Source organism: Moorena sp. SIOASIH (assembly GCF_010671925.1).
Taxonomy (GTDB): Bacteria; Cyanobacteriota; Cyanobacteriia; order Cyanobacteriales; family Coleofasciculaceae; genus Moorena.
Genome location: NZ_JAAHIH010000001.1, coordinates 167,165 through 186,619 on the forward strand (window position 1 = coordinate 167,165; position 19,455 = coordinate 186,619).

The 19,455-nt window shown below is 42.2% G+C and carries 13 protein-coding genes; 5 read left to right on the forward strand and 8 right to left on the reverse strand.

Annotated elements, in window-relative coordinates; translation table 11 throughout:
• Nucleotides 1-29: 29 nt before the first annotated feature.
• The gene (locus tag F6J90_RS00775; RefSeq protein ID WP_293090634.1) at nt 30-833 is read right to left on the reverse strand and encodes a TPM domain-containing protein; all 804 of its coding nucleotides are present in this window, start codon (nt 831-833) and stop codon (nt 30-32) included.
• Nucleotides 834-1,043: 210 nt separating this feature from the next.
• Here F6J90_RS00775 and F6J90_RS00780 point away from each other — a divergent pair, with 210 nt between their 5' ends.
• The gene (locus F6J90_RS00780) at nt 1,044-1,166 is read left to right on the forward strand and encodes a hypothetical protein (protein WP_293039017.1); all 123 of its coding nucleotides are present in this window, start codon (nt 1,044-1,046) and stop codon (nt 1,164-1,166) included.
• Nucleotides 1,167-1,404: 238 nt separating this feature from the next.
• Nucleotides 1,405-2,031 carry a type I restriction endonuclease gene (locus tag F6J90_RS00785; RefSeq protein ID WP_293090635.1) on the forward strand — a complete coding sequence of 209 codons (627 nt, stop codon included), beginning with the start codon at nt 1,405-1,407 and terminating at the stop codon, nt 2,029-2,031.
• Nucleotides 2,032-2,102: 71 nt separating this feature from the next.
• On the opposite strand, the gene F6J90_RS00790 is transcribed toward F6J90_RS00785, so the two are convergent.
• Nucleotides 2,103-2,396, reverse strand: coding sequence for a helix-turn-helix transcriptional regulator (locus tag F6J90_RS00790; protein WP_293090636.1), 294 nt, complete (start codon nt 2,394-2,396; stop codon nt 2,103-2,105).
• Between the two features lie 336 nt (nt 2,397-2,732).
• Here F6J90_RS00790 and F6J90_RS00795 point away from each other — a divergent pair, with 336 nt between their 5' ends.
• Nucleotides 2,733-3,908: an RNA-guided endonuclease TnpB family protein gene (locus tag F6J90_RS00795; RefSeq protein WP_293090637.1), complete on the forward strand. Its 1,176-nt coding sequence runs from the start codon at nt 2,733-2,735 to the stop codon at nt 3,906-3,908.
• 155 nt (nt 3,909-4,063) lie between these two features.
• Here the strand turns inward: F6J90_RS00795 and F6J90_RS00800 are convergent, their stop codons facing one another.
• The gene (locus tag F6J90_RS00800; RefSeq protein ID WP_198954017.1) at nt 4,064-4,228 is read right to left on the reverse strand and encodes a plasmid partition protein ParG; all 165 of its coding nucleotides are present in this window, start codon (nt 4,226-4,228) and stop codon (nt 4,064-4,066) included.
• 466 nt (nt 4,229-4,694) lie between these two features.
• Between F6J90_RS00800 and F6J90_RS00805 the strand changes: the two genes are divergently transcribed.
• Nucleotides 4,695-5,066 (forward strand): hypothetical protein, encoded by a 372-nt coding sequence (locus F6J90_RS00805; protein WP_293090638.1) that lies wholly within the window; start codon nt 4,695-4,697, stop codon nt 5,064-5,066.
• A 212-nt stretch (nt 5,067-5,278) separates the two neighbouring features.
• On the opposite strand, the gene F6J90_RS00810 is transcribed toward F6J90_RS00805, so the two are convergent.
• The 3 genes from F6J90_RS00810 to F6J90_RS00820 all read right to left on the reverse strand — a co-directional run bounded on the left by F6J90_RS00810 (nt 5,279) and on the right by F6J90_RS00820 (nt 12,011).
• Nucleotides 5,279-5,461, reverse strand: a complete 183-nt coding sequence (locus F6J90_RS00810; RefSeq protein ID WP_293090639.1) for a hypothetical protein — start codon at nt 5,459-5,461, stop codon at nt 5,279-5,281.
• Between the two features lie 256 nt (nt 5,462-5,717).
• Nucleotides 5,718-9,452: an NB-ARC domain-containing protein gene (locus tag F6J90_RS00815; protein WP_293090640.1), complete on the reverse strand. Its 3,735-nt coding sequence runs from the start codon at nt 9,450-9,452 to the stop codon at nt 5,718-5,720.
• 1,158 nt (nt 9,453-10,610) lie between these two features.
• Nucleotides 10,611-12,011 (reverse strand): cytochrome P450, encoded by a 1,401-nt coding sequence (locus F6J90_RS00820; protein WP_366513658.1) that lies wholly within the window; start codon nt 12,009-12,011, stop codon nt 10,611-10,613.
• Between the two features lie 723 nt (nt 12,012-12,734).
• Here F6J90_RS00820 and F6J90_RS00825 point away from each other — a divergent pair.
• The gene (locus tag F6J90_RS00825) at nt 12,735-13,205 is read left to right on the forward strand and encodes a hypothetical protein (protein ID WP_293090642.1); all 471 of its coding nucleotides are present in this window, start codon (nt 12,735-12,737) and stop codon (nt 13,203-13,205) included.
• 477 nt (nt 13,206-13,682) lie between these two features.
• Here F6J90_RS00825 and bcsA read toward each other — a convergent pair whose 3' ends face one another.
• On the reverse strand, nt 13,683-16,274 hold the full coding sequence (gene bcsA / locus F6J90_RS00830; RefSeq protein ID WP_293090643.1) for a UDP-forming cellulose synthase catalytic subunit: 2,592 nt from the start codon (nt 16,272-16,274) through the stop codon (nt 13,683-13,685).
• Nucleotides 16,275-16,579: 305 nt separating this feature from the next.
• The gene (locus F6J90_RS00835; protein ID WP_293090644.1) at nt 16,580-19,075 is read right to left on the reverse strand and encodes a cellulose biosynthesis cyclic di-GMP-binding regulatory protein BcsB; all 2,496 of its coding nucleotides are present in this window, start codon (nt 19,073-19,075) and stop codon (nt 16,580-16,582) included.
• Nucleotides 19,076-19,455: the final 380 nt, after the last annotated feature.

The following is a 19,455-nucleotide window of genomic DNA, read 5'->3' on the forward strand; positions in this document are numbered from 1 at the left end:
TCCGGAAATTACAGGGATTTGACCAGGTGTTAAGTTTCTGAGGCTGAGGATTCACTAATCATCGGTGACAAGTAAGCCACAAGGGCACCAAGAACGAAACCAATAATATTGCGCAATAGTGGCAATAAATCGGAGGTGCGTGTCACCACAGGTCCAATACCGAAGGCAATAAACAGGATACCCCAAAGTGGCGACAAAATCAAAGCCCATTGCCAAGCGAAAACCTGTTCCCGTTTGCGGGGGATAGCCGCAAATCCAAAAATCACTCCTCCGAGAGTAGAAGTAATTAGGGTCAGAATCCACTGTTCCCGTGGTAGTCCAGGTACCACCCGACATCCCCCTTGGCGCAGGCATTGCTTGACCGTATTTAGGGATTCGATAATGGATTGGTTTTCGCCATTGTCCCGTACAAAGTAGAGATTACCAAATCGGGTTTGCAACTCTACCCAAAATGTACGGGGAAGGAATTCATACAGGGCATCACCCACGTTAAACCCTAGGATATTACCACCTCGGGCGTCAGCAATCAGTAACACACTTTTGTCGTTAAGTCCCCAAAACTCTTTGACTGCCCGACCAGGGGTGCGGTCATATTGGGTCAAAACTCGGAGTTTCCAGCCAGTTTCCTCCTCAAAGCTTTCTAAATCTTGGATTAGTCTCTGCTCTTGAAGCTCTGGAATAAAGTTCGCTAAATCAATGACTGGTGTTTGAACCTTGGGCAGTAACTCAGGATTGTCGTAAGCCTTTGCCTCAGGAGCAATCGCCCACATAGAACAAGCTAGGAACAGTGCTGCCAGGGATACTAAAATTCGTTTTGGAAACAGATACTGCATAGTTATTTTCAACCGGCAATGGACAGTATGCTTATCTTTTAGATAAAGAATCAAGTAAAACTAAGCATTTCTTTACACTTGTTTACTTTATTCTAATCTTGGTTGCGATCGCAAAATGTTCGATCGCGTAGCGTGACCTACGGTCAATCTTGTACAGTACAGGGATGATTGACAGGGGTAAGTTTCTGACATCAGGGTCAAACAGGGAGTGTGGGAAGTGTGGGAGGTGTGGGAGGTGTGGGAGGAGAAGGGAGTGTAGGTTGGTTACATGTTGAATTGCCAGAACTATCTCCAGTTAGCGGCTGGATTCCATCAGGTGGTGATCAAAAATAAACCTGTAGAATTAGAATCAGAATTAGGGGTTAAATTAAACAGTATTGTAGAGGGTAAAATAGCCAGGTAATGCAGTAATTACTTAAAATTGAGAGCGATATTCTTTTTACGATTGGCCATAGGCCACGCTACGCGAAGGTTTATAATAAGGTAAAAGCATTAGCAATTAAGAATAAAATTTAAATTACTAATTAACCTAATTAACCTAATTAACCTAATTAACAATTCCCAAAGGATAATGGTAGAAACAATCGTAGCCCAAGATATTTCTCTGCCTCAATTGAAGGACAAATTTGGACTAGAGGCCAATACAGATGAGCAATTGTTTCCAGAGTGGCAAGAGGATTTACCAGAACTAAATGAGCTAGAAAAGCAATGGCTAGATCGGGTCAAGGATGACTATCTCCACTTATCCCAGTACCCCATGGTAGAACCGATTGTCAAAATGGTGGTGCTGTCTCCATTGTTGAGAGTTGCTGATTTTTATCGCCCACCCTTCTATATCCTTGCTGAAAAAGACGTACAAATTTCATCGGAAGATCACGAAACGATTGTCAGGGGACGAATTGATATTTTGATTTGCCAACCTCAGTTTTGGATAGTGGTGATTGAAGCGAAACGAGCAGAATACTCTTTAAAGGTAGGGATACCACAAGCTCTAGCTTATATGTTGGCTAATCCTGAGCTACAAAAGCCTGCTTTCGGATTTGTCACGAATGGCGGTGAATTTATTTTTATAAAACTGATTCGACAAGATAAACTGCAATATGCTTTTTCTAATCAGTTCTCTGTGCTGAATCGTGGTAATGATCTATATACTGTGGCTAGAGTATTAAAACACTTAGGTCACTTAGTACGTCAATGACTGACAGCTGATAACTGTCAGCTCTGAGATAAACAAGGAAGTATAGCGCTTTCAAATCAGATGTGAAAACGCTATAGTAACCATTCAAGAATTTTGAATTTTTCATTGCCCCCAGCGGTACTAGGTGGTCCAAATTCGTCTGGCAGCTGATTAATGTGCTCAATCCCTAGTCGTCGGCACAGCAATTTCAGTTGCCGGAGCGTTGGTCTAGCCTCAGTCCTACCAGAGACCCAGCGCTGGTAAGTCCCACGAGGAATACCACAGTAGATTGCTAATTCGTCTTGAGACAAATTGGTGCGTTCAATTCTTAGAGCCTCCAAGGGTGAATCACTACTGTGTTTGCGCCTTTTGCTTTTGTCTGTCATAGTATGCTGGCTCAGCATGGTTTTCAGGCCAGACTTAACAGGATTATTATTGACGCAACCGAAAACCGCCCATCTTTAGAGGGCGGATGAAGGTAAGTGAGCACTTTTAAGTGCCGTGATTTCTAATCAATTCTTCAATAAATACCGATACAATTATTTTTTTATTTTGGATAATTATTGGGCTTTTCCCCAAGTCCTAGGAGTTAAAAAAATTGTATATATTTTTTTCATTATTCATAATGTACGGGTATACACCTAATTATTTTTTGTTTTTTTGTTGTCATTTTTCTAATAAACGTATATACTATATATATAGTAAAAAACCGGTCGATCATCATGCTAGTTTATGAATTTAAGCTCAAAGGTAAACAATATCAATATAACTTGCTTGATGAAGCTATTCGCACTGGTCAATTTATTCAAAATGCATGTTTGCGTTTATGGATAGATGCTAAACCAGAGGAAAAAATTAATCGTTTTGCTCTTAATAAATATTGCAAAGTATTAGCTGAAAATAGTGATTTTCCTTGGGTTAAAAAATTAAATAGCATGGCTCGACAAGCTCACGCTGAAAGGACTTGGGTAGCTATTTCCAGATTTTATGACAATTGTAAAAAACAAATACCTGGTAAAAAAGGCTTTCCTAAATTCAAAAAAAATTGTCGTTCAGTTGAGTATAAAACTACAGGTTATAAAGTATCTCAAGACAGGAAATCCATTAAGTTTACTGATGGTTTTAAGGCTGGCACTTTTAAACTGATCGGTTCAAGAGATTTACATTTTTATCCTTTAAAGTCGATCAAAAGAGTTAGAGTAGTAAAAAAAGCCGATGGTTACTATGCTCAATTTTGTATTGATCAAGAAAGGTTAGAGAATACTAATTCTACGGGGAAAGTGATTGGTTTAGATGTTGGGATTAAGGAATTCTACACTGATAGTAATGGTGAGACTTGCCATAATCCTAAATATTTAAGAAAGTCCGAAAAAAAATTAAAAAGACTGCAACGGAAATTATCTAGATGTAAAAAAGGTTCTAAGAATAGGAAAAAGTTTCAGAAAAAATTAGCTAAACAGCATCTCAAGGTATCAAGGCAACGTAAAGACTTTGTAATTAAAACTGCAAGGGCGCTATGTCAATCTAACGATTTGGTGGCCGTTGAAGACCTACAGGTGAAAAATATGGTTAAAAATCATAAATTAGCTAAATCAATATCTGATGCTAGTTGGTCAATGTTTAGATCTTGGTTGGAATACTTTGGGAAAGTATTTGGTCGTAAAGTTGTTGCAGTTAAACCACATTTTACTAGTCAAAAGTGTTCTGAATGTGGGAAACTAGTCAAAAAATCACTATCAGTTAGAACTCATGTTTGTAGTTGTGGTTGCGTCTTAGACCGGGATGAAAATGCGGCAATTAATATTTTAAATAGGGCGGGGCACGCCCAAATTAACGCTTCTGGACAGATTAACCTCTGTCAGTTGGGTGAAAACCTAACTGGTAAGTTAGCTGGATGAAAGAAGAATCCCCGCGTCTAATGACCGGGGAGTGTCAAAGTAAGGCATCAAAATCAGATACAACAACAGACATTGAAATGGGATTCGGGCAAAGCCCGAAGCTGCGCGATCGCATAAGCCTGTAAACCTATTACCGCTATGGGTTCAGGATTTATTCATGTCTCCTTTTCTCCGTGTATATATACGCCATTTTGGTCAAGCCACTTATCAATTAATTCATTGACAACATCGCTCATATCCCTGTCTTGCATAACACAAGCCGCTTTAAAGTTCTTTTTTTTATCTTTGGATAGATAAACCCGTATTGATTCTTCAGCCACTGTCCTACTACCAGTAAACAACTTTACTCCATTCTGGCATCAATGATTTTTTTTACAAAATTTATAAATTTATTTTCCCAGGCATGAGGTAGGATAGGGAAAGCCAGCGCGCCGACAGCAAACAGTTCATGCGCTGGCTAATACTCCATTGTTCAAAGGAGATAGCTCCATTATGGCTTATCGACAAAACCTCCAACCTTGGGCAGTTACCCGCCTTCCCCAACCCAATGGGTAATCATCGGTCGCTACTGCACTCGCTCTGATGCAGAGGGACACCCTCAGTTATGCCGTCAGCGAGTCCCTGACACCCAATTTGAACTCGTCTTTGATTTGCCCGATAGCAGAAACTATAGGGATTTTCATCTTGATCAACTCACTCAATAACATGGGTCGGTTGTGAATTGTTAATTGTTAATTGTTATTTTCAATTCACAAAAGAATAACTCTACAATCCCTACCTGTAACAATGACCAATTTATTTCGGCGACTCAACCCTGCTAAGAAATTCCGGATTACGGTTTACATGATAGCTAGATTACTGAAAATTTCCTATCGCCTGATCGTGCGGGTAGAATTTTGGAACTATGTAATCTTTGTCCATCGCCGTGATCGAGGTGGACAATTCATCAGCTATCGTAAATTATCACAATGGCAAAATGCTGTAGCTTGCCAGATTCAACAATGTACTACTTTGCCAGCACTGAAGCAATTGTGGTTTTCTATTGAAACAGACTGCCACAAGTACTCAAAGCAGTATAGCCAAAATTATTACCATTTTATATGGCCAATTTGGAGGAAACAATGGGATAGGCTTTGGCAGCAGGGTAATGTCCCATAATCCCTGTGACAGTTGTTTGAGTTCCATTGAAGCAATTGCTTTTACTATTAGGAAATACTTTTAAGCGATCGCATAACTTGATCCATAGTAAACTAAAGGTAAAAATTGAGTATAGGAGCTACTGTAGAACTATCTGCTTGGTTGGGATGTCTATTGACAAAGACACATAAAACTATAGCGATAACATAGCGATAACATTTCTGCATCTGGAATCACCAGTTTCGTTCAATGGTTATATCTTGAGAAGATAGGTAAGAAAACTCAATTCCCATTAAATCCAAAATTTTTAGAAAAACTTCAGGTTCTATTTGCATTATTTCTGCTGCTTTCTGTAAACTAATTAGTCGAGAAACTAAAGCTCCTATGACAAATAAAAAATTTGATTTTTGCCCCATATCCTGAAACAACTACACTTCAGATGCAATTGTTTTGAACATTTCTTTGTTACTCATGTTTCTTACTCCAAAAAACTAATAAACTGTTGTGCTTTTAAACTTTATATTATGATGGAAATCAAATAAAACAAATATATTATTGCAGTCCCCTTTTGCCTTTTGCCTTTTGCCTTTTTCCTTTTGCCTTTTGCCTTTTGCCTTTTGCCATTGCTAAAACCAATTTAAAATGCATTTTAGCTTACCCATCTTCTTGAAATCAACTCAGCGCCCCCAACGCTTCCAGTGCTGACTTCTGTGCTAGGGTCAAACCCGTAACCCCTGTGATGTTCATACCTTGGTAAGGTCGATCAGGAATCAAGGTTTTAATACACTGACCTGTGTGAGTATCCCAAACTTTAATAGTCCCATCATTACTGCCACTGGTAAGCCAATAACTGCTCACCTGTTCTTGATCAGACCTACCCTGGTGATCTTGATGTTTTACAGGACTAAACCCAATCGATGACCGTACTGAATTCCGATGACCATGTAAGGTTCTCAGATAGTTACCCGTACTTGCTTGCCAAAGCCTCACGGTTTGATCTAAGCTACCACTGGCAATCAACTCACCATCAGGACTAAAGGCTACAGACCAGACGCCTTTACTATGGCCCCGTAAAATCTTGATACATTCCCCAGTGCTAACATCCCAAACCCGAACAGTTTGGTCTCCACTGCTACTAACTAGGGTTTTGCCATCAGGACTAAACGCTACCGACTGTACTCGACTAGTGTGACCCTGTAAAATCTTGAGACATTCACTACTCCTGACATCCCATAAGCGTATGGTTTCGTCTTCACTACCACTGGCTAGGGTTTGACCGTCTCGACTGAAGGTAACAGACCAAATCCAACTGGTGTGACCCCGTAATATCTTAAAACATTCACCAGTATTGACATCCCATAACCGGATGGTTTTGTCATCACCACTACTGGCAAGAGTCTCACCAAGAGGACTAAAGCTAACCGATTGCACCCAATAGGAGTGACCGCGCAATACTTTCAGGCATTGACCTGTACTCACTGACCACAAGTGTATGGTTTGGTCAGCGCTGCTGCTAGCGAGAATTTCACCATTGGGATGAAATGCCACCGAAGTCACCCAACCGGTGTGTCCCTCTAGTCTCTTTAAACAGTTATCACTACTGACATCCCACAACCTGACCATGTTGTCAGTACTGGCACTGGCTAATTGTTGACCATTGGGACTGAATACTGCTGAAAATACAGAATTGGTATATCCTTGTAGGATTTTAAGACATCGACCTGTCTTGCTATTCCATAGACGTACGGTTTGGTCACTACTGCCACTAGCTACGGTTCGACCATCCCGATTGAATGCCACTGAAAATATAGAATTGGTGTGTTCTTGTAGGTAGTTCAGGCATTCACCACTGCTGACATTCCACAGCCTCACCGTCTGGTCATCACTGCCACTGACTAGGGTTTGCCCATCTGCACTAAACATCACCGACCTTACTCTATCGCTATGGTTAGTTAAGGTGTTGAGACATTCACCTGTGCATCGGTCCCACAATTTAATGGTAAAGTCAGCACTAGCACTGGCTAACATCGCACCATCAGGACTAAAATTAACTGACCAAATCAGATTAGTATGACCATGACAGATCTGGCGACATTCACCAGTACTAAGATCCCACAGTCTCACTGTCTGGTCATCACTACCACTGGCTAGGGTTTTACCATCTGCACTAAAGGCCACCGAACGGACTTTACCGGTGTGTCCCTGACATACCTGACGGCATTCACCAGTGTTTACATCCCAAAGCCTTACTGTTGATTCATCACTACCACTGGCTAGGGTTTTACCATCCCTACTGAATGCTACTGACCAAATAGAACTGGTATGGCCTTCTAAGGTTTTAATACACTGACCTGTGGTGACATTCCATAGTTTAATAGTTTTGTCACTACTGCAACTGGCTAGGGTATTACCATCAGGACTAAAGGCAACAGACCAAACCCAACCGGTATGACCTTTGCAAATTAAAATTGGCTTACCATTCTCGACTTGCCATAAACGCAACTGACCTTCCACATCTCCAGTAGCTAAAAGCTTACCATCAGGACTAAACGCTACCCCAAATACTACTCCTAAGGTTTTAGTAAACACTGACTTGGATAAATTGGAGTAAGCGAAATTGACATCTTGTAAATCCACCCCTTGTAGATAAGCTTGCCAAATGGTAACTCTTGAAAAATCATAGCCTTTTAAACAGATTTGCTGTTGACAAAGGAGATTAATAATATTTCCGCCAGCGTAGCCAATGGCTAAGGGAGGTTTCCCTCGAAGAGTGTCGAGCATCTGATTTAGATGTTTTTCTAGGTTATCCTTACCCGTTAAAGCAATCTGTAGACGCTCTACAATGGGTTGGATAATTAGACGAATTTGAGTATTTCTAAGATAATCTTTGGTCTGAGCTTTGAGGAGAGCATGAGTCCTAAACAGGTAATTTTCCCAGTTATTAGTGTTATTAATGGCGGTTACACCAGCAATAATGTCTTCACAGATTTGCTCAACCAAGCGTTCAGTTACGTATTCCATCACCACCGGTTGTAGGGAAAACATAGATGCTTTTCTTTCCACAAGCGATCGCTGTTCCAAGGATTCCAGGGTGTCGATCAGTTGTTGGGGTGGTACAGGAGGAAATATATCATCTCGTAAGTCAGCAAATGAGGCTTCTTCTCGATTGATGGCGAGCCAAAAAATTACTGTTCGTTCTGGAGCGCTTAATCGGGCAAAATGCTGCTCTAAAAGATTTTTAATATTCCCAAATATTATCGCATCTTGATTTAAAAAATCCGCAATATTACCGGCGAAAAATTTATGGATTGTTGTTGCCACAATTTTTAGAGCTAAGGGATTACCAGAATACCCGGTAATTAACTGATTCCATTCCCTTTCTTCACCTTGGAAAGACCCGATGATATTAAAAATTTCCTGTCCTTCAGCAGTTTTCAAGCCACTTAGTTGTAGGGAGCGAATAGGTAGCATTTCTGCTTCAAGCAGTCCAATTTCTTGAGGCTTCTCCCGAGAGGTTAGTACTAAGCAGCTTTGATGGGAGGTTTCTCCCCACCGTCTCAATAGTTGACCGTATTCTTCATATCCAGCTTGATAATGTCCAGCACCATTGCTTTGAGCTCCCCCTTGTAAAATTGTCTCCATATTGTCGAGAACTAGCAAACACCGGTGGGAGCGTAAATAATTCAGCAGTCGGGAAATTTTCTCGTCTGTGGTATCTGGTAAATCAATGTCTTGCTGATTGGATAGAAATCTCAGCAACTGAGTCAAAATCTCTGATAGGTCAGGAGCATTACGTAGGGAGCGCCAAATAACAAACTCAAACTGGTGTTCGAGTTGTTGGGCAAGCTTGATGGAGAGGGAGGTTTTGCCCATGCCGCCCATCCCTAACAAGGCAACTAGCCGACAGTGTTCGGTCAGAATCCATTGCTGCAACTGGGCCAGTTCTGATTGTCGTCCATAAAAGAAACTAACATCAACGGCTTCTGACCAATCGTGACGTGGTTTTGCCTTCGCGTAGCGTGGCCTTAGGCCAATCCCATCCCTTGACTTGGCCGCGATCGCGTAGCGTGGCCTTGGGCCAATCCCATCTCTTTCTTCTCTAGTTACCTGTTGGTCCGAGGAGATAGTTTCCTGTTGAGTGCGCCACCGTCGTTCGATCGCTGAGCGAAAGTTCTTTTTACTGACTTTTTCCCCCAAAGCCTCTGAGAGAAGTTTCCACAGCTTCGGACCCACATCATGTTTCAGGTAACTCGGGGAATAGCCATAGATATGGGCGATTGTATCATAACTCTGACGCTTCCAGGACCAAGATGCCTCAATTAAGGCTTGCTGTAAATCAGTGAGATGATTCCCCGATTTGGCAAACACTAAGGTATTGGCGAATTCCAGAGCGTCTTCAAGGTTCATATATAGCAGTTCTCAATGGGGTGAGGTACTTTCATTATGGGTTGCGCGGGAGTAGGGAGTAGGGAGTAGGGAGCAGCGGATCATCGGAACAGAGACACAATCCTGTGTACCTCATAGCTATGATAAATGCTATAGTTTTTTAATTATACTTGATTCTGCTATATTATAATATTGTTATTTACTAATAGTTAAGGTCTCAGGTGTTAGGTTTTACGGCGTTGCTGAATTAAGGAATGAATGCGCGATCATCTGGTTTTATTAAAGCCCCCGTGGGTCCCCCAATTCTGGGGGACGCAAGAGAGTTTTGTTCCCCCACCGGTGCGCTTGACCTAAGCGGTCTTGGGGAGGCAGTGCGGTCTTGGGGAGGCAGCGCGGTCAAAGACGAAACCTTAGAGAGGGTCGCCTTATTTCATATAACTTAAAAGTATGACCCATAACCTGTCCCTATAAAGGCGACCCTCTCTTACGGTAACTTCAAAGGGGGTCTCCCCCACTCGCGCTTTGCCGTGGTTTCCCCCACTCGCGCTTTGCATCAAGACAATGGTGTAATCTGTGGTATGTAACTCAAGCGGGCGTTATCAGCCATTTGAGAGAGGTTTTTTCTCTGACTTTCCCCCAATAATCTCCCAATATAATTCCTAAACTCCCTTTTTTGGGCTTTGTGGTTAAACAGATCATCAAACCTTTTACCAAAAAGTTTTGGTAATCGCGCCCCGTCCTTCTAGGACGGCTTTTCCTTAGATATGCTATAATAAAGCTATAGGTAATAAACTTTCCAATAGACACGATATTATCTAACTATAAGTAGATAACGTGAAAAATATGTATGAGATACATATTGCGTAATTTAGTCTAACGACTACAAAGTCTATGAAAAAAAATTAGATAAAAAAAATATCTGTCTATCCATATAAAAAAGGTACGGTGGGGCACACCGAAACCTAGATCCATGATCTAAACGCTCGGGGAGATTTGTCCTCTACTTTTCCTGGCTCCGGCCAGGCCAACGCAAGACGAGTCGTAGATCCAAGAATCCCCGTTATTCTAGGACGGGGAGTGTCAAACCATTTATCAAAGCATGGGGGCATAGCTGCCGTATCGTGTTTCTTTCATCGCTCATACATTGACGTGAAGTCTATGGTTTAAAAGGATTAAACCCTATTTAGCTCTGATTTTTGGTTTAAGTCCCGCTAGAGGTTTTTCTTCAGAAATGCGATCACCCTTCAGGATCATTTTCACCCCACCCGCAGGCTCAAGAGCCAAACCGCGACGCTGAGGTTTAACCGGACGACTATCGGCTAATTCTAGTTCATACTGCTTGAGAATGGTGGCCAACACTAATTTCATTTCAAACTCAGCCAATGCAGCACCAATACAGCGACGAGCACCCGCCCCAAACGGTATATATTCATAAGGAGAAAATTGACGCTCCAGGAAGCGTTCTGGCTTAAACTTTTTAGGTTCTGGGTATAACTCTTCACGCTGATGCAGCAAATGAACACAGGGAAAGATAATTGTGCCAGCTTCTAAATGTTTTCCCCCCACTTCTACAGATTCTTGTACCAAACGAGGCAATGTCAACACTCCCACTGGATAAATGCGTAATGTTTCTTGCCAAACCGCAGTCAGATAGGGAAGTTGAAACAAACTCATCGGGTCGGGATTCTCTCCCAGAGAATCGATTTCTGCTAAGAGTTTCTCTTTAACTTCTGGTAAGCGATGAGTCCAATAAAAAGCCCAAGCCAGACCAGTAGCAGTGTTTTCGTAAGCTCCCACTAGCAAAGTGATCAACTCATCTCGTAATTCTTCCTCACTCATCCCCTCACCATTTTCGTCACGAGCTGATAATAATAAACTGAGAATATCGGTGCGATCGCTCTCTCCTTCAGCACGGCGATCGCGAATTTCTGCGTAAAGCAATTCATCAATTTGTTTTTGTTGACGCTTAATTTTTGCCCCTGGACTCCAATCCCCATAATCTTTTGCTAGAAATGGGAAAAAAATTAAGCTGGCACTCAAGGGAGAACTCGTGGCCTTGAGTCTGGCAGATAACAATTCTTGTAATTGGCGATAATGTGGCCGATCATGCAAACCAAACACCGTAGAAAAAATTACCCGCATGGCAATTTTTTGTACGGTGTCCCGAATTGTGAATGGTTGATTAACCGTCCACTGACTCGTCACATTTTTAGTGATATCGCAAATGAGCTGACCATAAGTGTGCATTCTTTCTCCGTGAAACGGAGGTAACAGTAACTTTCGCCGTGTTTTATGTTCTTCACCATCCAACATGATGACAGAATTACTACCTAATAAAGGTTCAAGAGTTTTATTTAAATTCCCAGAGGCAGGGAACTTTTGAGGATTGCTTAAAATTGTTTGTAAACCTTGGGGGTTACTGAAAAATACCACTTCCCCAAGATTTACCACAACTGGCGATATAAAAATATCGCCATATTCTTTAGCTGTGGTTTCCATATAACCGACTGGATCTGAAAGCCACTTAAATACCTGCAAAAGCCAGCAATTTTTGGATCTGTTAGGTAATGCCATTGTCATCGTTGATTATCTAGTCTTTGTGTACTTATTGTTTATTGTAATCATCCTGAGGGGGTGACATGAGCCCTAAAAAGCTTACTATATAAGGTTTTTAGGTGAGCTCAGGTAAGATACAGTCCCAAATTGACCCTCCTTTCATTGTCTTGATGCAATAGCGAGTGGGGGAAACCACGGCAGCGCGGTCATGGGGGGAACCCCCATGACCGCGCTGCATCGCTTAATGGCAAGCTCAAACCCTTATAACTACGTCCAAGGTCGCGCCCAAAACCGCATGTATCTTTTTGTAACTGATTGGCTTAAATTATTATCTAGTAAGGATTTCAGGTTGGATGTCACCCCCCCCAGCCTGGGTATTAACCCTAATCCGGGCTAATGGCTATGATTCAATAACCGAATTTATAGACAGTTTAGGGGATAATCTGACTTATTTGTTGTCTATTTGTACTTAGTCTGACTCTATCTCCATTTGACTCGACAATGAAACAGCCCTGCCCAGCAACAGAGCCTAACATCATCTCGTCAGTTCATATTAAGCGAAAATACTCATTGACAAACACCAGATGCTTCTGTAACTTATTTGAAGTCCTGGGTTTGTCGAGGAAAATGGATCCTCAGATCCATTTTGGTAGAAGAAAAAAGCTGAAAATTTGTTCGTGTAGTCAGAAGTTTTACCGCTCACCCCAAACCCTCCGATCCCCATCTAATTAAAGAGGAGTTGAAATTATGCCTAGTATAGAGGATGGTACGTTGTGGATTATGGATGAATTGTATGGGATCCAAGAACTCCCACCGGAAGAAGATTATGAAACATTTACGAAGGCTGTTCTGATTTGTGCAAAGGGAGACGGGACAATATCGCCAGAAGAAAGAGCTTGGTTCGCCGGACGTTCAGCAGCTTATCAGGATATAAAATCCTATGAACTCGCCACAAGTTATGCCGGAGATGATGATTTGCAGAAAGTTCTGGCAGGAAGTTCTAACGTTGCTAGTCGGAAAGGGCGACTGATTACCATATATGTGGCGATTCAAGCATGTAGTTCTGATGGAGAATATCATCCAGGTGAGCAACAAAAGATTCATCAAATGGCAGCACTATTAGGAATAGAAGAGAGTGTTGTTCGGGAGCTTGAACAATTGTCTGTGGAAGAAGCAGAAATGCGCAAAAAACGTATTGCTATTTTCTCAAAATCATAAAAGTCAGCCAGAGATTGCCTCAACAGTTAGCTGGTGCCAAAAAGAAGTGTTTAACGGATTCTCGCCCAATTCTGTTGCCAATATTGCGCTCAATCTTAATTGATTTTGGTCAGAACGCAATGTCTAGCGACCACAGTCTGCCTTGAGTAACTTGAAGTAATACTGACAACGGGATCGCTCAAGTGCTATTTATAGTTATTTTAAATAAGAATGAGACGTTCAGTAGCATGGGAATCACTCCTATATTTAAGGTTGCATACAGCGCTTTTCTATTGAGTGAACCACAATTGATTATTGATTTTTAATTGGTCTGGCTCCCTCAATGTGGTTTATTAATCTGAAAAGCGCTGTAAGGCAATTTGCCTAAGTCCTATCGAAGCTGAAAGGTAAGCATTCAGGTGAGGAGGTTGACAAAGGAGAAGAGATGGGTAGGATAGAAGAATCGTCCCTACTCCCTATTCCCTATTCCCTTTGCTATCAATCCAAGCTATCCAGAAGCTGTCGAATTTTGAGCCGTTGCTGCTGTTTTATTGATTCTGGGAAACTTAACTCGATCGCAATCGAATCAACAGATCCGGTATCAACTAACTGCTCTATAGTTTCCACAACAGCCAAAAAACTCACATCTTGTAAGTGATTAGATTCCTGAGTTACCAGTAAACTGATCAGGGGTTTATTGTGCTGCATTGTATCGAGATTGCTAATCTGGCTGCCATCTAATTCCAAGCGTAAATCATGAGTTCCAATTTCCGTGATTGTCGCGCTAACGGAATAGTTTTTCCAGTAATCCCAATATAATTGCACCGCCGTTTGAACCTTTTGACGTACCTTGGTCTCTTTAGCTGGTCGGAATTCACGGAAGACTCGTCTGATACTCGTAGCAATAAACTTAAGGGATTGGAGAGGATGGTCTGTCTCAGATCGTCTCTGGGAATACCACTCATTGACATCAGAATAAATAACTAACACCAGATCATCTTGCTGAGTACGGGTGAGATTAATAAAATCAACAAATAGCCTCACCTGCTCCCCCATGGCAACTTCTCGCATCACCCGCCCTCGGACCAAGCACTTGTGTCCGTAGTCTCCTTCGAGTTCCACTCTGATTTCATCTGGTATGTTCGGTCTCTTATTCAGCAGAATTTGGACGCCACTTTCACTAATATTAACGGTTTCACCTCTCCAACTCTGGTGTGGAGTATGAATCACAGCTGTTAACTTCCTTGGCATCCGGTGGGCTCGACGGAGTTGGGGTTGCTCGAAAGCAACTAGACAAGCAGCCATCAGCAGGATTAAGTTAAAGATAGACCAAAAAACATTAACAATCACCGCTTGGCTATCCTCCGGTCTTAACCATAGCCACAGGGGTACAGTAAACAAGGCAGCAGCAGCCAGTGCAGCAACTAACACCAAGTACTTGACCGAATCAAAATCAAAGCTGCGCTTGGTAACATTCATCCCTTTATCGGTAACATTGAAAGACCCTAACTTAGGATTAATCAGAGCTAAGATGGTAACAATTCCTGCCTGGAATGACAGGGCAAATTCAAAAATCTCGTTCCAGAAGGAGAAACGGACGTGCTTGTAGGGAATGTGGTTGGTCTGCATCGATAAAATAACGTGAGGCAGAGCATAGCACAAGGTTTCAAAACCCAGACCCTTAACCGAATTGATGCCAAATAATAAGAATAGAGTGGGTGCGATCGCATACATCAATCGGGGGAAGCCGAAGAAAAAGTGGGATGTGGCACTCATGTAGCACAACCGTTGCGCCAGGCTCAAATTCACCTTCCGGTTGAACAAGGGATTTTCCAGGCGCAGAATCTGAGCCATTCCCCTAGCCCAACGTACCTGTTGACCGATATAGGCCGAAAATTTTTCTGGCGCTAAACCTGCCACCATAATCTTGTCGTAGTAGACCGACTCGTAACCCTTTGAGTGCAGACGAAAGGCAGTATGGCAGTCTTCGGTAACTGTTTCGGTGGCAATACCTCCGATTTCCATGACGTGGGTTTTCCGAATCACCGCCGCAGACCCACAAAAGAACGCCGCATTCCAGAAATCATTGCCCTTTTGCAGCACCTTATAAAACAGTTCATTACCCACAGGTATTCTGCCTTCTGTGAGCAGATTACGCTCAAAGGGGTCTGGGTTATAAAACCAGTGGGGTGTTTGGACAAAGGAAACCTTAGGGTTAAAAAAGAAGCCAACAGTTTCCTTCAATAAGCTTTTAGCGGGAATGTGGTCACAATCCAGAATCAGGACTAAATCCCCTTTGGTGTTGTGAAAAGCCGTATTGATATTACCAGCTTTAGCATGATCATTGTTATCCCGAGTCAGGAGTTCGGAGCCTAGATCCTCACACATTTGGCGCAACTTTTCCCTACGCTCTGGATACTTTCTGCCATCATCAAGGACATAAACCGATTTTTTATCAGCCGGATAGTCAATGGCTACAGCCGCTAAGGTTGTTTTGCGGACAATTTCGATATCTTCGTTATAGGTAGGAATGTAAATATCAACCGAAAACCACTCATCTTGGGGTTTATTTTCTAAATTAACCGCTTTACGTTGTTTGATTTTTAAGGTTTGAAAGTAAGCTAAAAATAAGGTAGCGATCGCATAAAATTCTGCTCCATACAACAGCAAGCAAAAAACGATATTCAGCCACCCTTCAAAATTAAGGGTATATCGAGTGCGGTAATAAAAATAGCGTAGGGTAGTGAAAGCGCTAAGTAAAATCAATAATAAGTGGAGATATTCACTCGTTTTACGCTTGGGTTTATCTTCCTCCATCTGAATAATCACCCGTCCCACCAGGAACAAAATGAAGCCAAGCAACCCTTGTTGCCAAATCGGTGGGCGAGCAGTAATTAGAGGAATGAATAGCAATAGTAGGCATACCATCAGCAACAGCAATTGACCGCGACTTAGCCACTGTAAAATCTGGTCAAATATATGGGGTAAGTCTTCCACTAGCCAGACTGTTAGTCGCTGTCGCTGTTGGGGTGACGTCACCAAGCCTCTGCGACTTGGTTTTGACCTAATCTTTAAAAATGGAATAGTCAATCGCTTCGCTCCAATTAAAAATTATCAATTCAAAATTTTAAAATACTCCATAACTTAATTTAGGGTATTGTATTCTTAGGTGCGCTTTCCGTGATGGCGAACGCGCCCCGCGTGACCTACGGTCAAGGGATTGCTCGCCATCACGGGTCGCACCTGTGGAAACAATTCCAAGTTAGAAAGCTATTCATTTTTAATTTGGCATTTTGCATTCAACAATATGGGTTTTGGTTTTGTTGAAATAATTCCCAATAAATTATAAATAATGGAATTTTTAATTTGGCATTTTGAATTTAAAAAAATGGTCATTAATTTCTATCTCTAGCAGTTTTGTTTAGATAAAACTGAATAACCCCGTAACTAATCAGGGTAGCAGCTATAATAGCTGGAGCTAACATTAACCAACTTCTTATTATGAATTTAAAAATTTGCTTAGTCAACTCAGGTTTTTCCATTTGACGCTTTCGCTTTTGCTGGAAAAACTCTAGATTATAATAATTTTGTTCATAAATATCGGGATTGTCCGAGTTGGCACTAATCAGTAGCGTGTCTCCCTTGATTTGAGAGAAGAGTGGGTCTTGGTTTAATAAGTCTTGGACTTGCTTTAAGCCTTTGTCGGTTTGAGCAATTAGAGCAAGAAGCACCCGTTCTTTATTCCATGGCGAAATAATTTCTTTGATCACGCCATCATGATCAGACCAGGTTTGAATCTGACTATCATTGCGCTGCCGTGTCAAGAAATCTTTTAATTTAAAGCCACCAGAGGAGAAAATTTCGGGAACAGGAAATTTATCTTGAGTGCCAATTCCTACCAGATGATGGTCACTGCGTTCCTCAGTGGGTAAAGAGTCTTTAGTGTAAACTGATAACTGGACTGATTCCGCTTTGCTTAACCGTCCCAGTCTGTTAGTGAACTTTAGTAATGTCATCAGTACACTGGTTGAGGGGTCTTTTGGTAGCACAATAACGGTATTGGATAAATCCTGAGGAGCAGCAAAGGGATAACCAGTTTTCAGCAACCCCAAATCTGGCACTTTGGCAACACTGGTGCGCTGGAGTTCAAAATTTGTATCATTGTGCAACGTACCCCAAAGCTGTTGGTCAGTTACTTTGCTACAGGAGCGGCGTTCCCGAGCATCAAGACGAAAATCCACCTGGATTATAGAATAGGGGGTAATTTTGTCAATGGGCAGGGGAACCCTCAGGGATTCTCTAGTTCCACCATTGATGGACGTTAGCTTTTTACCGATTAGGGCAATGCCATCTAGCTTGACTTCCACTACTGAGGTTTTGGGATTAATTTGGGGGCCGTAGCTATAAATTAGGTTCATATAGTTATCCCCCTCAAACTGATCATCGGGCAATGCCCGGAAGTCAATATTAATGGGTGGGGAATCAGAACCCCGTACGGTTATATCCTCAATCGGCTGATTGTAGGGAGTTTTGAGGTCACTAAGCTTGAATGTGGGTTCTAGAGGTAAATAGTCTGGCCAATCACGGGATGCAGGGGTTGGCACTTCCTCCAGCTTTTCGACTAAGATGGCTTGACTGGTACCAATTTGACGGTCTTTCGATTGCACTAAAAACTGTACTGCTTTCGCCACTCCTTCTGGCCCATTACCGGTTGCTACCAATACTGCGGCTTCATTGCCAGGAGTGGTAGTTAACATTAAGACCCCGACATCGGGGGGTAAGGCTTTGTCCTTAGCATCGAGAATCTGATTATTTCCTACAGGAAGGGGTAGTTTCAGGGATTTTAGTTCTGGCTGTTGTTCTGGTGTACCGATGATTACCAATCGATTACCAGAAAAGCGATTAATCCCCGTTCCACTGGCCTCTTTAACAGATTTCACCAAGGACGTATTCAGGCGACGATAATCCGCTAGCCTACCTAAGGAAGCTTGGAAACGAGCAGTGCTGGTTAACCAATTATCATCAATCTTCTTGGGCAACAGATAAGTAATTTGATTTGGTTCTAGACTCAGGTCATCAAAGATCGGGTAAGGATAGCGATTGAAGTCTAGAGAAACCGGTTGGGGTTCAAAATCAAAGACTATTTTAGAATCGGGTAGAATTTCTGTCCATAGGGAAGGGTCATAGGGGTCTTGAGTACAGGTAGGAGAGTTATTCTGTAGCGCCGCAATCGTGATTTGGTTGTAGTTACGGAGTTGGTCTATAGGAATATTAAAGAGCACATTCCCAATTTCCCCTTTCTGGCGGTTGAGAGGAATACTGCCAACGCTAACACCATTAATTAGAACGGTAAGATTAGAGCGAGTGGCATAGAGCGCTGGAGAATGGCGAAAGCGAATCAAAGCTTTGACAGATTTAAGTTGCCAATCTCGGGGACGAGTAAACCCTAGCCGTGCCTCGTCATAGATGCCTCTTAAACTAAGACGAGACCCTACTACTGGGCTGCGATTGAATTCTAGGATGTACTGACCAGCAGCAGGAGCATCGATTTCAGGAGCTTTAGTTGGTGGGGAAGGTAGAGCAAAGGTGGGTTGAGATTTTTCCTTGAGTTCCTCGATGGTACTCTCCCGTAGGGTTTTGTTAGTATCGGTGCTACTGCCATCACTTTGGGCATAGACTAAGCTTGTAGTTAACCCAATGGAAATACTACAGCTGAGGAATAATAGTAGGACTAGAGAATATCTTGGGAACGAAGGCCGAGGATGATTTGCTTTAGCATCGAACCTCCTCGAAGTAGAGGCTTGATTAGCGCTAGAGTGACCATCTGATGGCTGTGACCTAGGATTTTTTTTGGGTAGATGGGCAAAAGCCTTGCGAAAAAAGGGTGTCATCAGCAGAACGTTTTAACTCTGATTAAAAATTAAATTGCCGCATGGGATGTTTAGCTATTGATACAAGGCTAGCGCTACCTAATCCGGAGCAAGCTAGTTGGATTACCAGCGGTTGAATAAAAATCAGATACACCCTTGAGTGACGAGAATCTGGGGAACGGAATCCTCATCTATGCCAACCTTTTCGATCGGCAAGCTTCCGCAGTCTTTGAGTTAAATCTACCACAGGCTTCTAGGACATTGCCCCTAGAATAAAAGTTCAGTAAAGTTGCTTGACAAATTAAATTTTATATGCATTAAGGAAAATCCCTGGATTGGTATCGGGTTTCTAAATGAATTGTAAACAGCGATTACAGTTGTTTCGATTTCCAAAAATCTCT

Excerpts from the sequence above, each read along its gene's own strand:
- F6J90_RS00810 (WP_293090639.1), bottom strand. The coding sequence starts at position 5,461 with ATGGGGCAAAAATCAAATTTTTTATTTGTCATAGGAGCTTTAGTTTCT.
- F6J90_RS00775 (WP_293090634.1), bottom strand. The coding sequence starts at position 833 with ATGCAGTATCTGTTTCCAAAACGAATTTTAGTATCCCTGGCAGCACTG.
- F6J90_RS00785 (WP_293090635.1), top strand. The coding sequence starts at position 1,405 with ATGGTAGAAACAATCGTAGCCCAAGATATTTCTCTGCCTCAATTGAAG.
- F6J90_RS00825 (WP_293090642.1), top strand. The coding sequence starts at position 12,735 with ATGCCTAGTATAGAGGATGGTACGTTGTGGATTATGGATGAATTGTAT.
- F6J90_RS00790 (WP_293090636.1), bottom strand. The coding sequence starts at position 2,396 with ATGACAGACAAAAGCAAAAGGCGCAAACACAGTAGTGATTCACCCTTG.
- F6J90_RS00805 (WP_293090638.1), top strand. The coding sequence starts at position 4,695 with ATGACCAATTTATTTCGGCGACTCAACCCTGCTAAGAAATTCCGGATT.
- F6J90_RS00795 (WP_293090637.1), top strand. The coding sequence starts at position 2,733 with ATGCTAGTTTATGAATTTAAGCTCAAAGGTAAACAATATCAATATAAC.
- F6J90_RS00815 (WP_293090640.1), bottom strand. The coding sequence starts at position 9,452 with ATGAACCTTGAAGACGCTCTGGAATTCGCCAATACCTTAGTGTTTGCC.
- F6J90_RS00820 (WP_366513658.1), bottom strand. The coding sequence starts at position 12,011 with ATGACAATGGCATTACCTAACAGATCCAAAAATTGCTGGCTTTTGCAG.
- F6J90_RS00835 (WP_293090644.1), bottom strand. The coding sequence starts at position 19,075 with ATGACACCCTTTTTTCGCAAGGCTTTTGCCCATCTACCCAAAAAAAAT.